Below are 14236 nucleotides of genomic sequence, written 5' to 3'. Positions count from 1 at the left end.
TGGGTTGGGAGCTACTCCCCTTCTGGACGGAGAATCTACGGGACTGCCCCAAGACGGTCAACACGACCCGTCCGAGTGGTGGACGCCGGCCACCGCGTCCCGCCCCACCGCGGGACCCGTGGAGCGGGACCGGCCCGCGGCCTCTCCCGGGCAACGAACCCGCCGCTCTTCAGGGGTTCGGGAAGCGGGCAGACCATCCGATCCTCACCGCCGGGGAGCACCCGATCCGCTGATCGAGGGCCGCCTGGCCTTACCCTGTGACCGGATGACCCCTAGTCTGGCGGCATGACTGACAAGAACACCGAACCCGATACCCCGCTCCCCTTCGCAGATCGCCCGGTCGCCACGGCGCCCGGCCACTGGGTGCTGGCGCGCGCCGGAAAGCGCGTGCTGCGCCCGGGCGGCGCCGCCCTGTCCCGGGCGATGCTCGATCACGCGCGGATCGCCCACGCCGACGTCGTCGAACTGGCCCCCGGCATGGGCCGGACCGCCGTCGAGATCATCAGGCGCGGGCCCGGCTCGTACACGGCGATCGACCAGGACCCGCGGGCGGTCCAGCGCGTCACCGCCATCATCGGTGGCAAGGGCGTCTGCCGACAGGGCGAGGCGGCCAGCACGGGGCTCGACGACGGATGCTCCGACGTGGTGGTCGGCGAGGCCATGCTCACCATGCAGGGGGACAGGGGCAAGCAGGCCATCGTGCACGAGGCGGCGAGGATCCTGCGTCCCGGTGGACGCTATGCGATCCACGAGCTCGGCGTCAGGCCGGACGACATCGACGAGACCCTTTGCACCGAGATGCGCCAGGGGCTCGCCCGCGCCATCCACGTGAACGCCCGGCCGATGACCGCGGCCGCCTGGAGGAGTCTCATGGCGGACGCCGGGCTGGTCGTCGACTGGCTGGACACCGCGCCCATGGCACTGCTCAAGCCGCGCCGCAACATCGAGGACGAGGGGTGGTCGGGCGTCTTGCGGATCGTGCGCAACGTCATGGGGGACAAGCAGCTGCGCCAGCGCATCAGGACCATGGCCAAGACGTTCAGGGCCTACGAGGACAGCATGTGCGGGATCGCCGTCGTGGCCCACAAGCCGCAGGAGGGCTGAACGGTCCGCCGCCCGGACCCGGGGGCGGTGCGCGCCATCGGGCCACGGGACCGGATCGGGTTGGATGGCCACGAACCCGTCACGACGCCCGATGAGGCGCCCGCCCCGCTCCAGCGCCGCAGGCCGGTCATGGTGCGCAGGAGCGTCGTCCCGCCGGCGCCGTTGGGGCCCGGTACCGCGAGCAGTCGCCGCGCGCCGATGGAGAGGCCGCTGCCGGACAGGATCGGGGCGCTCGTGCCCGGGTGGGCGAAGACGCCGTTCTCGGCCGCGAAGGCCATCAGCTCCCTCCGGTGCGGCGCAACGGCGGGATGAGGATCGGCGCCCGAGGAAGCGCTGGAGGACGTGGCTCTCGACGAGCGCCCGGTCAGGTCATGGCGCAGTCCGAGGCCCCCGGGCCGGTGCGCCTCAGTGGAACACCGGCGCCGTCCACCTCATGAGCAGCCCCGCTCCCGACGCCGAGTCCGACTGGGACCGCCCGGTGCCCGGCGGGCGAACCCCCGTCGGGGCGGGCACCGCCCGCATCGCACTCCGCGCCCTCGACGTGGAAGCCCGCATCAGCGATCATGGCCAGGTCATCGCGCCCGGCCCGCCCCCCGCTCGTGAGGTAGTCGCCCAGGAAGATGGAGTTGCACACCTCCAGCACGAGCGGCTGCAGGGTGCGGATGTGGAACTCCCGCCCGGCCGAGGAGCGCACCTCGGCGTCGGGGTGGACCAGGCGCATCATCGCCAGGATCCGCAGGCAGCGCCTGGGGGTCAGCTCCTCGTGGGCCTGCAACGGAGTCCCCTCGAAGGGCAACAGGAAATTCACCGGCACCGATTCGGCGCCCAGCTCCCGGAGGGCGAAGGCCACATCGACGAGTTCCTCGTCGCTCTCCCCCATGCCCGCGATGAGGCCGGAGCACGGGCTGATCCCCGCCCGTCTGACGGCACGCACGGTGGCGGCGCGGTCCTCATAGGTGTGGCTCGTGCAGATGTCGGCGTAGTGCGAGCGGGCCGTGTTGAGATTGTGGTTGTAACGGTCCGCCCCGGCCTCGTGCAGGATCTCGGCCTTGTCACCATCGAGAAGGCCCAGGCAGGCGCAGATGCGCACCCCGGGGTGCTCGTGGCGGATCCGGGCGATGAGGCCCGCCACCCTGGCGGTCTCCCGGGCGGACGGGCCGCGGCCCGATGCCACCAGGCAGATCGTCGATGCCCCGTGCGCGATGCCGGCCTCGACGGCCTCGTGCACCTGCTCGTCGTCGAGCCAGCTGTAGCGCATGATCCCCGCCGTCGAGCCGAGGGCCTGGGAGCAGTAGGAGCAGTTCTCCGGGCACATGCCGGATCTGAGGCTGATGAGGTGGTTCAGACGCACGCCCGTGCCGAAGAAGTGGCGCCGCACCTGCCCCGCCGCCGCCACGATCTGCAGAGTCTGGTCGTCGTCGGCGGCCAGGACCGACAGAGCCTGCCCCCTGGTGACCGGCTGACCGCGCATTCCGCTCCGCACCATCGCCCCGAGATCCATCGCACGACCTCCTTGTTCAACGAGGACTCCTTGGTTCACGAGGATCGGGGGCGGTTCATGCGACGCACATGAACCGCCCCGCTGAACCGCCCCGCGCGTTCACGGCATCAGCCTACCAATCCCCTTGAACATTGTTCAAGGGGATTGGTCGCAGTCGTCTCCTGGACGCGGATCCATGTGGGGACCGGCCCGGCAGCTACCCGGCCAGCCCCAGGCGCTCCTCCATGTCCTCCAGCGGCACGCCCTTGGTCTCGGGCATCACCTTGAGCACCCACAGCAGCTGGCCGCACATGAACACGAAGAAGATCGTGAACGCCACACCGCCGCCGAGCGAGTCGATCACCGGCGGGAAGGCGTAGGTGGTGATGGCGGCGAACGACCAGTGCGTCATCGAGCCGAGGGACTGGCCGCGACCGCGCACCCTGTTGGGGAAGATCTCGGAGATGAACACCCAGATCACCGAGCCCTGGCCGAAGGCGTGAGCGGCGATGAACACGAGCAGGCCGATGAGCACGAGCATCGACGAGGCGGTATTGAAATGGCCCGAGAAGCCGTACATCACGCCGGCCAGGAAACCCAACGAGACGAGATAGCCGATGGAGCCGACGATCATGAGGGCGCGCCGGCCGATCCTGTCGATCACGGTGAGGGCCGCCATCGTGGCGATGAGGTTCATGAGCCCGACGGCCACGCTCATCAGATAGGAGGAGTTCTCCGAGGCGCCGGCCTCCTGGATCACGACCGGAGCGTAGTAGAGGATGGCGTTCACGCCCGACATCTGGTTGAACATGGCGATGCAGAACGCCATGAGGATCACCTTGCGGTACCGCTTCGAGAAGAACTTCACCCTCACCGAGCGCAGCTCGGCCTCCTCGGCGAGCTGCGCCCGGATCTCGGCGATCTGCTCGTCGGACTCCTCCTGGGTGCTGCACAGCCTGCGGCTGATGGCGACGGCCTGCTCCTGGCGCCCCTGGGACATCAGCCAGCGGGGCGTCTCGGGCACGCCGAGGAGGAGGACGAAGAACACGATGGCGGGCACCGCCATGACACCGAGCATCCAGCGCCAGGCGACGTCCTCAGGCGCGATGAGACGGATGATGTAGTTGCTCAGATAGGCCAGCAGGATACCGAGCACGACATTGCCCTGGACGAGCCCGACCAGGCGCCCGCGGTGCGCGGCCGGGGCGATCTCGGCGGTGTAGATCGGCGCGCACACGCTCGACATGCCGACCCCTATACCGCCGAGGAAGCGGAAGACGAGGAAGACCCCGTGCGCCCCGGCCGGGGTGAACGCGGAGCCGAGCGAGCCGATGATGTAGAGCCCGCCGATGCTGTACAGCATGATCTTGCGCCCGTAGCGGTCGGCGAGATTTCCCGAGAACAGGGCACCGACGATGGTGCCGATGGTCGCCATGGCGACGGTGAATCCGAGACCGGACGAACTGAGGTTGAAGACCCTCTCCAGTGAGGTGGTGGTGCCGGAGATCACGGCGGTGTCGAAGCCGAAGACGAGGCCGCCGAGGGCGGCCACGATCGCGCTTCGCAGCACCAGGCCATTGGCTCTGGTGGCCTGGACCGGTTGGGTGCCGGCAGTGGTGTTGGACATTCTTCTTCCTCCAGAGGTGTGTGGAGTCCATCGCGGAAGAGTTTCCGGATGTCCCCCGAAACTACGCCCCGCAGCGGCGAATGGGGACGCCGTCCCACTCCACGGTTGCCCGCCGCCGGCCCCGGGGCCGGCGGCGGGGTTCAGTGCTGGCGCACCAGGTGCTGGTACTGGGGGTGCCGATCGATCCACCCGGCGACGAAGGGGCAGCTGGGCACCACCGTGCGCCCGGCCTCGGCGGCGTCGTCAAGAGCCCTTCTGGCGAGCCTGCCCGCCAGGCCGCGCCCGCCGTAGGCGGGGTCGACGACCGTGTGCGGCATGGTCACGACACCGTCCGAGACGGAGTACTCCAGGAAGCCGGCCACGGCCCCGTCGACGAGCACCCGGTAACGGTGCTTCTCCGTGTCGTCGATGATCTCGATCCTCTCGTCGTTCACGACGGATGCTCCTTCTTCCGGATCCCTCAGGAGAACAGGTGTCCACCGGCCAGCCGCGCCCCCTCGACGAGGGAGCCGAGCTTGGCCCAGGCGATGAGGGGGTGCACGCGGCCGCCCAGGCCGCAATCCGTGGAGGCGATGACGCGCTCGGGACCGACCGCCGAGGCGAAGCGCCCGATGCGTTCGGCCACGAGCTCGGGGTGCTCGACGACATTGGTGGAGTGCGAGACGACGCCCGGGATGATCACCTTGTCGTCGGGCAGCCCGATGTGCCGCCACAGCGTCCACTCGTGCTCGTGGCGAGCACCGGCGGCCTCGAAGGTGAACCCGTGGGCGTTGACCGACAGCACCAGGTCGACGATGTCGGCGAACGGGATGTCGGTGGTGTGCGGCCCGTGCCAGGAGCCCCAGCAGACGTGGAAACGCACCTGCTCGGCGGGGATGCCCTCCAGGGCGCGGTTGGCCGCGTCGATGCGCAGGCCGATGAAGTCGCGGTAGTCGCCAACGGTGGGCTCCGGGTTGATCTGGTCCCAGCTCTCCGCGACATCGGGGGCGTCGATCTGGACGGTCAGGCCGGCGTCGGTGATCGCCTTGTACTCGGCGTGCATGGCGTCGGCGCAGGCGGTGAGCAGGTCGATGTCGTTGGAGTAGTACTCGTTCTTCATGCGGGCGGCCGAGCCCGGGGACAGGGCGGCGAGGAAGCCGTCGGCGGGGGTCAGCCCGGTCTCGGCCAGGCCCTTGAGCAGCAGTTCGATGTCCGCGCCGACGGCATCGGCGCCGATGTAGGTCAGCGGGCCCGTGATCCTCGGGTTGCCCACCGGGGCCCTGCCGGTGAGGATGCCGGTGGCCGGGTCCTCGTAGGCGGCGCGGAAGGCGGAGCGGTCGCGGCGGTCCGGGAAGGAGGTCAGGCGCAGGCGCCCCGGCGCGGAGCGCACGACCTCGGGATCGGCCCAGCGGTCCTCGTCGGTCATCGTCAGCCCGCCGAGGCGCGAGAAGGAGTAGTTCCACCAGGCCCCGTAGTCGACGGCGCCGGAGGTGATGTGGCCGTACTCGCCCTCGTTGACGATGTCGATGCCGATCTCGCGCTGGCGGGCGACCACCTGCTCGACGCCGGAGGCGAGGACCCCGGCGAATTCCTCATCGCCGATGGCGCCCCTCGCACGCCGCTCGTTGGCCTCCAGCAGCTCGTCGATGCGGGGCAGGGAGCCCACGTGGGTGGTGCGGATGCGATCGGTCATGTCGTCCCCCTCGAAGATGGTGGTTGCCGGACCACTCCGGATCGTCCGGCTGGAACCGGGCGGAGCGCCCCGTCCCCCGTCCGTCGTGAGCGGACGGGGGTGCGCCCGGGGCCGGGACGGTCAGCGGACCAGGGCCCCGCCGGCCAGCTTGATGAGCCGGTCGAGCACCGCCCCGCCGGACGCATTGGAGCCGTTGTGCTCGTACTCGCTGGTGATCCAGGCGTGCATGTCGGGCAGCAGCGAGGCCGTCTCGAGCGAGAAGTGCATCGGCACGTAGGCGTCATGGGCGTAGACGGCGGCCGCGCAGGGCACGTCCGCCTCGGACAGGGCCCGCGGGTCGTAGAGCCCCGGCCAGGGGTGCCCGGCGATGAGCCGGGCACTGTCCTTCCAGGGGCGCAGCGAGGAGTCCTCGTCGAACCACTCGGGGAATATGTGCTCGCCGGTCAGCAGGGTCGGGTCGGCACGGAACCCGTCGGGCAGCGTGCGGGCCGCGGACCACCCCGTGACGACGCCGTCGGCGTAGCTCGACTCGTGGATCACCGTGTACAGCGCATTGCGCCCGCCGAAGGGCAGCAGGCCGGCCAAGTCGTAGCGGAAGCCGCGCGAGCCGGGGTCGCGCTCGAGGAGGTAGTGCAGCCGCTCGGCGCCGCCCGAACCGCCGAGCAGGTGACCGAGCGAGCGGACGCGCGAGGGGCCGACCAGATCGCCGTTCGGCGTCCGGATCGCCTCCTGGCCGGCCAGGTCGAGCAGGCGGGCCATGCGGGCGCGGTCGCCGGGGAAGCGCCGGTAGTACTCCAGGGACTTGCCGGCCATGGTCTCGTAACAGGCCGCGTAGATGTCGTCGGCGCTGCGGCCCACCGCCGGCAGGCCGCCGGTGAAGTAGACCGCCAGCAGCGAGTCCGGATGCCTCGACAGATAGTGCAGGGCGGTGAATCCGCCGAAGGACTGGCCCAGCACGGCCCAGCGCTCGACACCCAGGTGAGCGCGCAGGTCCTCGCAGTCGGCGACGATCTCATCGGCGCGCAGATGGGTGAGGTACTCGGCCTGGTCGGCGGCCGAGCCGAGCGGCTCGCTGACGGGGCTGGACAGGCCGGTGCCGCGCTGGTCGAGCAGGACCACCTGGTAGTCGGCGAGCGCCCGTTCCAGCCACCCCGGCCAGACGGGGTCGAGGCTCGGGCGCGGCGATTCGCAGCCGGGGCCTCCCTGCAGGAACAGCAGATGGGGTCGGTCGGTACCGTCGGGAGCCGCGACGACGCGGGCGAAGACCTCGATACCGCGCCCGTCGGCGGGATCGGTGTGGTCGAGGGGGACGTTGATCCGGACTTCCCGGGTGCGGAGCCCGGCCATGCTGCGCTGCCACGTCATGGGCCCATGCTAGCGGCCCGTCCCCGGATCGGTGTTCTCGTCGAGCACGACGCGTCCGCGGGCGATTCTGGTGAAGACGGATTCGGCTGTGGCGGTCCAGCCGGCGGGGCACGCCGGCGTCCTCGCGGGTGGAGCAGCTGTCCGGGATACGGTTGAGCCCGGTCCAGCGCCTGGAGCCGGGACTTCTCCTCCGCGCACTGAGGTGGAGTGGACGACCGATCACGAGGCACCCCCGCTGGGACGGGATGGCCCATGCCGGGGCGGCCGCCTGCCGTCCGGGCCCGGGAGCAGCGGCGGCGAAGATCCGACGGCCGGGCCGGCGAGCGCATCCGGCCGGCCGTCGGATCAGCCGGTGGCGCCGCCGCTCCTCGCGGCGAGTCCCTCGACGAGCGGCCCGATGAGGTCCATGGGCAGCGGGAAGACGACCGTCGAGTTCTGATCGGCGCCCAGCTCGAGCAGGGTCTGCAGATAGCGCAGCTGCAGGGAGGCGGGGCTCGTGGAGAGCACATCGGCGGCCCGCTTGAGCTCGTCGGAGGCCTGCAGCTCGCCGCGGGCGTTGATCACCTTGGCGCGCCGCTCGCGCTCGGCCTCGGCCTCGCGGGCCATGGCCCGCTGCATCGCCTCGGGGATCTCCACGTCCTTGATCTCCACGACCGAGACGTCCACGCCCCAGGGGGTGGTCTGCACCTCGATGATCTCGCGCAGATCGTGGTTGAGGCTCTCGCGGTGGGCCAGCAGGGTGTCCAGATCGGCGCGCCCGAGCACCGAGCGCAGTGTCGTCTGGGCGATCTGGCTGGTGGCCACTGCGTAGTTCTCGACGTTCATCACGGCGTTCATCGGATCGGTGATGTTGAACAGCACCACCGCGTTGACCCGGGCCGGCACGTTGTCGCGGGTGATGACCTCCTGCGGGGGGATCGTCAGCGTCACCGTGCGGGTGTCGACGCGGACGAGCCTGTCCAGACCCGGGACGATGAACACCAGCCCCGCCCCGTGCAGGGGCCGCACCTTGCCGAGGCGGAAGACGACGGCCCGCTCGTACTCGGGAATGATCTTCAGGCAGGTCACGAGCAGGCCCGCGACGAGGATCACCAGGGCGATCACTGTGAAGAACCACTGGGTGCCGCCCATGGCTCAGCTCCCTTCGCTGTCGGCCCCGTCGGCGGCGGACGCATAACGGGTGCGCCCGCTCGACCAGTGCGGGGCGTAGCGTTCGATGAGGCGGGAGGCCTCGTCGGCCGCGCGCTCGGACTGCACCTGACCGTGCGCGCCGCGAGCCACCACGATACGCCCGGCCCCGGAGTCGGGGGCCGCCCCGCTCCCGGCCCCCTCGGGGGCCGAGGACTCGAAGGGCAGGTCCTGGGGGGCGTTCGTCGGGGTGGTGCGCAGCGAGTGGATCATCGGCCAGGCGGCCACGACGACGAAGACCGCCGAGGCGGCCAGTGCCAGGTGCTGGGCCGCGCCGGAGGCGACGAACATCATCGCCAGGGGCAGGGCCAGGCCGGCGGCCATGATCGCCAGCGACATGCCCCGATGGAAGACCCCGGCCTCGGAGTGGGGCCAGGGGTCCACCGGCTGGGTGATCTCCCGGGGGCCGAGGGAGGGGGCGCAGTCGTCCTTGACGGGGCAGCGCCCGCAGATCTCGTCCTGGCCCCGGTAGCGGATGACCCGCTTCTCGGGGTCGAAGCTGGCCGGCCACAGCCACTGGTCCTGATGGCACTTCCACGCCCCGTGGTCCTCGCGGAAGACGAAGTTGCTCGTCCTCCAGTCGCGCGAGCGCTGGGCGCTGCGCCGCCCCAGGGCGTCCAGGACCCAGGCGAAGGCGACCAGGACCACCGCGTAGAGGCAGGACAGGTAGACCTGGATGGTGGTGTCGGCGTCCATCTCAGTCCTCGCCGCCCGCGACCGGGGCGTGGTCGTGGTCCTCGACGAAGAGGCGCTCGGTGGGCAGCTCGTCCACGGTGCGCCCCCTGCGGCGGTGGATCCAGCCCTGGACGGCCATGACGAGGAAGGGCGTCACGCCGCCGAGTATGAAGACGACGTCGCCGGGCATGCGCAGCCACTCGAGCACGACGTTCTTGTGCTCGGTGATGTAGTTGAGCGATCTGGCCTCGAAGTAGCCCGCGCCGACCGAATGGTAGAGCTGCAGGGCGCCCAGGGGCAGCAGGGTGACGAAGACCATCCAGGCCAGCCCGATGTTGGAGCACCAGAAGCTGATCCTGGCGAGTCCGTCGTTCCACCTGTCCTGCGGGATGAGATGGCGCAGGGCGAACATGGCCAGGGCCATCGCCATCATGCCGTAGACGCCCATCATCGAGCCGTGCGCGTGATTGGCCGTCAGCGCCGTGCCGATCTCGTAGTAGGAGACGATCGGCAGATTGATGATGAAGCCGAAGACTCCGGCCCCGACGAAGTTCCAGAAGCCCACGGCGACCAGGAACATGACGCACCAGCGGTGCGGGAAGGGGGTGCTCGACCTGGCCTCCCGCCTGGCCCCCAGCTGCATGAAGGCCCACGCCTCGACGGTGAGGAAGGTCAGCGGGATCACCTCGGCGGCCGAGAAGACGGCGCCGACGGCCATGTTCGAGCTCGGGGTGCCCGAGAAGTAGACGTGGTGCATGGTGCCGAGCACGCCGCCGACCGAGTAGAGGATGACGTCCATGTAGATGATGCCCAGGGCGACTTTCTCGCGCACCACGCCGAGCATGACGAAGATGTAGGCGACCATGACGGTGGTGAACAGCTCGAGGAAGTCCTCGACCCACAGGTGGACGACCCAGAAGCGCCAGTACTCGGCAACGGAGATGCGCGTCGTCGTGCCGGCGAGCATGCCCACCGCGTAGAAGGCCGGGATCGACAGGGCCGAGAAGAAGAAGACCCACGGCAGGTTGCCGTGCGACTCCGTCCTGAGCCGGCCCCGGATGGCGCGCACGATGATGCAGACCCACAGGAACATGCCGAGAGTCAACGCGATCTGGAAGATCTTGGGCAGGTCGAGGTACTCCCACTGCTGGCCGAGCAGCGGGCCCTTGGCCCAGGAGACGCCGTGGATCGAGAGCATCTCGCCGGCGAGCGAGCCGAAGACGACGAAGCACACGGCCCCGAACAGCACGCCCACCCATCTGCTCTGGTGCCTGGGCTCGCGGCCCGAGATGAAGGGCGCGAGGAAGACGCCGCCGGCCAGGAAGGACGCGGCCGTCCACAGCAGGGACAGCTGGACGTGCCAGGTGCGGGCCAGGTTGTAGGGGAACCAGCTGGCCAGGTCGAAGCCGAAGAAGCTGGTGAGATCGGCGCGGTAGTGCTCGGCGGCGGCGCCGACGATCGTCTGCAGCAGGAACAGGGCCGAGACGGCGACCCAGAACCAGGCGGTGACGCGCTGGGACCTCGTCAGGCCGACCCTGGCCGGCGGGATGAACGAGATGGCCGGCGCGTCCGAGGCGTGCCAGCCGATCCTGGCGCTCCAGCGCCCGTAGACGGCGAACATCACGCCGATCCCGCCGATGAGCACGACGAGGCTCAGGGCCGACCAGAGCACCATGTCGGCGGTCGGGCTGTTGCCGACGTTCTTCTCGGCCGGCCAGTTGTTCGAGTAGGAGTAGTCGTGGCCGGGCCGTTCGGCGGCCGAGCCCCATGCCGTCCAGGCGAAGAAGCTCACCAGCTGATGGATCTGCTGCGGATCGGTGATGTCATTGGCGAGCAGGCCGAGGTTGTGGGAGTCCTGCCCGAAGTACTCGGTGTAGTAATCGGTCAGCGTCCGGTAGGCATCGCTCTGGTAGTCCGAGAACCGGAGCGTCCCGCTGTCCCCGTCGAGGCGGTTCGCGCGCCAGTCCCGGATGGTGGCGGCGGCCGGATCGGCGCTGCCGGCCTCCCGGTAGCGCTGGAGGGTGTAGTCGCTGGCCCGACGCAGGTAGTCGGCGGTGAAGTCGGGGCCGAGATAGCCGCCGTGGCCCATGACCGAGCCGTACTGCATCAGGCCGCGGTTCTGGAACAGCTGCTGGCCGGCCGAGACGTCCTCGTGGGAGAACAGCACCTGGCCGGAGGAGTCGGTGACCTCGTCGGGGATGGGGATCGAATCGGTGTACGTGCGCCATGCGAGGATGCCCATGACGGTGAAGCCGAGGAGCATCACCAGGATGACGCCCTGAACCCAGCCCTTGCTCACCACCATGGCGCGGCGCGACCGTGTCGGTTCACCAGTATTGCGCGAAGAAGGAGCCATGGGCGCCATATTAATTAGCATGAGTCCCACCTGGTTTATTTCTCGAAAAATCTTGCCCGAATCCCCGTCCTGTTCCGGAGACGAACGCGTCACCGCGTCCGGGCCCGGATCGGTCCACCGTAGAATGACCCCGTGGCGCACATCGACCTCGACTACCGCATCGCCCGGCGCACACTGGCCAATGGCCTGCGCATAGTGGTCAACCACGACCCAGGGGCGCCCGCTGAGGCGCTGAACATCTGGTACACGGTCGGCTCGGGCGACGAGCCGAGGGGGGCGACCGGCCTCGCGCACCTGTTCGAGCACCTCATGTTCGCCGGTTCGGCGCACGTCGGGTCCAGCGGGCACCTCGCGCTCATGGAGTCGGTCGGCGGCAGCGCCAATGCGACGACCGGCTTCGACCGCACCAGCTACTTCGAGACCGTCCCGCCGGGCGCCCTCGAACTGGCACTGTGGCTCGAGGCCGACCGCATGAGCACGCTGGCGGTCACCCGGACCAACTTCGACACCCAGGTCGAGGTGGTCAAGGAGGAGAAGCGCCAGCGTTACGACAACGTTCCCTACGGCGACCAGCTGGAGCTGCTGCTCGAACTCAACTTTCCCGCCGACCACCCCTACGGCCATCCGACGATCGGTTCGATGGCCGATCTGGACGCCGCCTCGCTGTCGGACGTGCAGGGCTTCTACAGGCGCTGGTACCAGCCCTCCGGGGCAGTGCTGACGCTGTCCGGCCCGATCGAGCCCGAGCGCGCGTTCGCCCTGGCCGAGAAGTACTTCGACGCCCTGGCGCCGGCACCGGCGCAGACCTCCCGCCTCCTCGCCCCCCTGCCCCGGCACGAGGGGGTTCCCGCCATCCGGGTGAGGCGCGCCGTGCCGAGCACGATGGTGCACCTGTGCTGGCGCAGCCCAGACTTCAACTCCCCCGAACGCTTCGCCGTCGAGCAGGCGCTGGCCGTGCTGGCCTCCGGGCAGTCCAGCCGCCTGCCGAACCTGCTGGTGCGCGAGCGCGAGATCGCCGAGACCGTCGGCTCCGGCGACTTCGGCCTGGCCCGCGGCGTCTCGATGGCCACGCTCAGCGCCCGGGTCCGCTCGGGCCACGACGCGCAGGAGCTGTCCGAGACGATCCTCGAACAGCTCGTCGACCTGGGCGAGCGGGGCCCCGACGAGGACGAGCTGGCCCGCGTCAACGCCGGATTCGACCGCGAATGGCTCTCCCGGCTGGCCAGCGTCGAGTCCCGCGCCGACGAGATCAGCGGCTTCGCCAGCCTGTCCGGCGACCCCGGCCGGGTGAACGCGATGCTCGTTCGCATGCACGAGGTCACCGGCGACCAGATCGCCGAGGCGGCCCGCACCTGGCTGGCCCCGCAGTACCGGGCCGTGCTCGTCTACGAGGCAGAGGAGGCCCGATGAGCCCCGAGGTCCTGCGCCCCCGAGTCGATCCGACCAATGACTGGCGCTTCCCGCAACCGCAGATCACCCGCCTCGGCAACGGCATGAGCATCTGGGCGTACGATCTGCCCGGTCAGTACGTCATCACCGCCGAGATCGTCTTCGACGTGGCCCTGACCGACGAGCCGACCGGCAAGGAGGGCGTCGCCCGCTTGGCCGTGCACTGCTGCGACGAGGGCTCGGCCGCGCACCCCGGCGAAGAGCTCGCCAGGCACATCGAGGACATCGGCGCGGCCTTCGACGGCTCGGCAGGGTGGTGGGGCACCCGTTGCGGCATCGAGGTCGCCGCGCCCCATGCGCTGGCCGGTATCGACCTGCTCGACGAGATCGTCCGCACACCCGTCTACGCCGACTCCGACGTCGCCCGCCACAAGGCCCTGCGCCTGGCCGAGATCGCCCAGCAGCGGGCGAACTCGGCGGCCATGGCCTCGATCGGCCTGGCGCAGCGGACCTGGATCACCGGGAGCCGTCAGCAACTGGCGGCAGCCGGCACCTCCGTCTCGGTGCCGACGATCACCGCCGAGGACGTGCGCGCCTTCCACGACCGGTGGTGGCGCGCCGACAACGCCACGCTGATCATCGCCGGCGCCCTGCCCGGGGACCTCGTCGAGCACGCGGCCGAGGTCTTCGGCGCATGGCCGGCGACCGATGTGGGCAGCGGCGCGAAGGCTCCGAGACCAGCCGAGGGCCCCTGCCCCACCTATGTCATCGACCGTCCCGGTGCGGTCGCCGCCGACATGCGCGTCTGCCTCATCGTACCGAGCCGCTCCTGGCCGGACTGGGCTCCGATGCAGGTCGCGACCAGCGCCGTCGGCGGGCTGTTCGGCAGCCGTCTCAACATGGAGCTGCGCGAGAGGCAGGGCTTCACCTACGGCGTGCAGGCCGGTCTGGCGGCCGGCCGTTTCAACGGAAGCTTCAGCATCCAGTCGAGCTTCCGCACCGAGGTGGCCGCGAAGGCGTTCCGCGGCGTCTTCGAACTGCTGGACCTGTCGCGCGAACCACTGACCAGGTCCGAGGTCGCCGACGCCGTGCGCTTCATGGTGGGCATCGCCCCGCTGCGCTACGACACCGCCGATGCGGTCGTCTCCCAGGCCGGGGTGCTGGCCTCGCACCGGGCCGGTACGAACTGGGTCAACGAACTCACCCAGAAGCTGGCCGCGGTCGACGCGCCCCACGCCACGGCCGCCTTCGAGGCGACCGTCGGCAGGGCCACCCACGAGGGCATGATGCGCGCCGTGCTGTGCGGCGATGCCTCGCGCCTGGTGCCCGACCTGCACAGCTACGGCTTCCAGGTCGAGATCATCGACCCGGCGCTGTAGG

Annotated in this window: 12 protein-coding genes; 3 read left to right on the top strand and 9 right to left on the bottom strand. The window is 70.2% G+C overall.

Annotated features, from left to right (window positions below):
* Positions 1-285: 285 nt before the first annotated feature.
* On the top strand, positions 286-1104 hold the full coding sequence (locus tag R2N01_RS01065) for a class I SAM-dependent methyltransferase (RefSeq protein ID WP_316667579.1): 819 nt from the start codon (positions 286-288) through the stop codon (positions 1102-1104).
* On the opposite strand, the gene R2N01_RS01060 is transcribed toward R2N01_RS01065, so the two are convergent.
* From R2N01_RS01060 to R2N01_RS01020, 9 genes are all read right to left on the bottom strand, one after another.
* A complete protein-coding gene (locus tag R2N01_RS01060; protein WP_316667576.1) occupies positions 1047-1382 on the bottom strand; it encodes a hypothetical protein in 336 nt (111 codons plus the stop codon). The genes R2N01_RS01065 and R2N01_RS01060 overlap by 58 nt on opposite strands.
* 86 nt (positions 1383-1468) lie before the next feature.
* Positions 1469-2605, bottom strand: a complete 1137-nt coding sequence (gene bioB / locus R2N01_RS01055; RefSeq protein WP_316667574.1) for a biotin synthase BioB — start codon at positions 2603-2605, stop codon at positions 1469-1471.
* Between the two features lie 196 nt (positions 2606-2801).
* Positions 2802-4211 (bottom strand): sugar porter family MFS transporter, encoded by a 1410-nt coding sequence (locus R2N01_RS01050; RefSeq protein WP_316667572.1) that lies wholly within the window; start codon positions 4209-4211, stop codon positions 2802-2804.
* A 140-nt stretch (positions 4212-4351) separates the two neighbouring features.
* On the bottom strand, positions 4352-4645 hold the full coding sequence (locus R2N01_RS01045) for a GNAT family N-acetyltransferase (protein WP_316667570.1): 294 nt from the start codon (positions 4643-4645) through the stop codon (positions 4352-4354).
* Positions 4646-4671: 26 nt separating this feature from the next.
* Positions 4672-5883: a cobalamin-independent methionine synthase II family protein gene (locus tag R2N01_RS01040; protein ID WP_316667568.1), complete on the bottom strand. Its 1212-nt coding sequence runs from the start codon at positions 5881-5883 to the stop codon at positions 4672-4674.
* 120 nt (positions 5884-6003) lie between these two features.
* A complete protein-coding gene (locus tag R2N01_RS01035) occupies positions 6004-7248 on the bottom strand; it encodes an alpha/beta fold hydrolase (RefSeq protein ID WP_316667566.1) in 1245 nt (414 codons plus the stop codon).
* Positions 7249-7593: 345 nt separating this feature from the next.
* Positions 7594-8379, bottom strand: a complete 786-nt coding sequence (locus R2N01_RS01030; RefSeq protein WP_316667564.1) for a slipin family protein — start codon at positions 8377-8379, stop codon at positions 7594-7596.
* Positions 8380-8382: 3 nt separating this feature from the next.
* Positions 8383-9132 carry a hypothetical protein gene (locus tag R2N01_RS01025; protein ID WP_316667563.1) on the bottom strand — a complete coding sequence of 250 codons (750 nt, stop codon included), beginning with the start codon at positions 9130-9132 and terminating at the stop codon, positions 8383-8385.
* A 1-nt stretch (position 9133) separates the two neighbouring features.
* Positions 9134-11467, bottom strand: a complete 2334-nt coding sequence (locus R2N01_RS01020) for a cbb3-type cytochrome c oxidase subunit I (RefSeq protein ID WP_316667562.1) — start codon at positions 11465-11467, stop codon at positions 9134-9136.
* Positions 11468-11599: 132 nt separating this feature from the next.
* On the opposite strand from R2N01_RS01020, the gene R2N01_RS01015 reads away from it, so the two are divergent.
* Together R2N01_RS01015 and R2N01_RS01010 are read left to right on the top strand one after the other, a co-directional pair.
* Positions 11600-12877: a pitrilysin family protein gene (locus tag R2N01_RS01015; RefSeq protein WP_316667560.1), complete on the top strand. Its 1278-nt coding sequence runs from the start codon at positions 11600-11602 to the stop codon at positions 12875-12877.
* On the top strand, positions 12874-14235 hold the full coding sequence (locus R2N01_RS01010) for a pitrilysin family protein (protein WP_316667558.1): 1362 nt from the start codon (positions 12874-12876) through the stop codon (positions 14233-14235). Before R2N01_RS01015 ends, R2N01_RS01010 begins: the two co-directional genes overlap by 4 nt.
* The last annotated feature ends 1 nt before the right edge of the window (position 14236 follow it).

Source organism: uncultured Propionibacterium sp. (assembly GCF_963539965.1).
In the GTDB taxonomy this organism is placed as follows: domain Bacteria; phylum Actinomycetota; class Actinomycetes; order Propionibacteriales; family Propionibacteriaceae; genus Propionibacterium.
Note: the sequence above shows the minus strand (reverse complement) of the source record. Positions and strands in the feature narration are given on the sequence as shown.

Coding starts and splice junctions, on each gene's coding strand:
- R2N01_RS01035 (WP_316667566.1), bottom strand. CDS start 7,248: ATGACGTGGCAGCGCAGCATGGCCGGGCTCCGCACCCGGGAAGTCCGG.
- R2N01_RS01040 (WP_316667568.1), bottom strand. CDS start 5,883: ATGACCGATCGCATCCGCACCACCCACGTGGGCTCCCTGCCCCGCATC.
- R2N01_RS01050 (WP_316667572.1), bottom strand. CDS start 4,211: ATGTCCAACACCACTGCCGGCACCCAACCGGTCCAGGCCACCAGAGCC.
- R2N01_RS01025 (WP_316667563.1), bottom strand. CDS start 9,132: ATGGACGCCGACACCACCATCCAGGTCTACCTGTCCTGCCTCTACGCG.
- bioB (WP_316667574.1), bottom strand. CDS start 2,605: ATGGATCTCGGGGCGATGGTGCGGAGCGGAATGCGCGGTCAGCCGGTC.
- R2N01_RS01060 (WP_316667576.1), bottom strand. CDS start 1,382: ATGGCCTTCGCGGCCGAGAACGGCGTCTTCGCCCACCCGGGCACGAGC.
- R2N01_RS01020 (WP_316667562.1), bottom strand. CDS start 11,467: ATGGCTCCTTCTTCGCGCAATACTGGTGAACCGACACGGTCGCGCCGC.
- R2N01_RS01030 (WP_316667564.1), bottom strand. CDS start 8,379: ATGGGCGGCACCCAGTGGTTCTTCACAGTGATCGCCCTGGTGATCCTC.
- R2N01_RS01065 (WP_316667579.1), top strand. CDS start 286: ATGACTGACAAGAACACCGAACCCGATACCCCGCTCCCCTTCGCAGAT.
- R2N01_RS01010 (WP_316667558.1), top strand. CDS start 12,874: ATGAGCCCCGAGGTCCTGCGCCCCCGAGTCGATCCGACCAATGACTGG.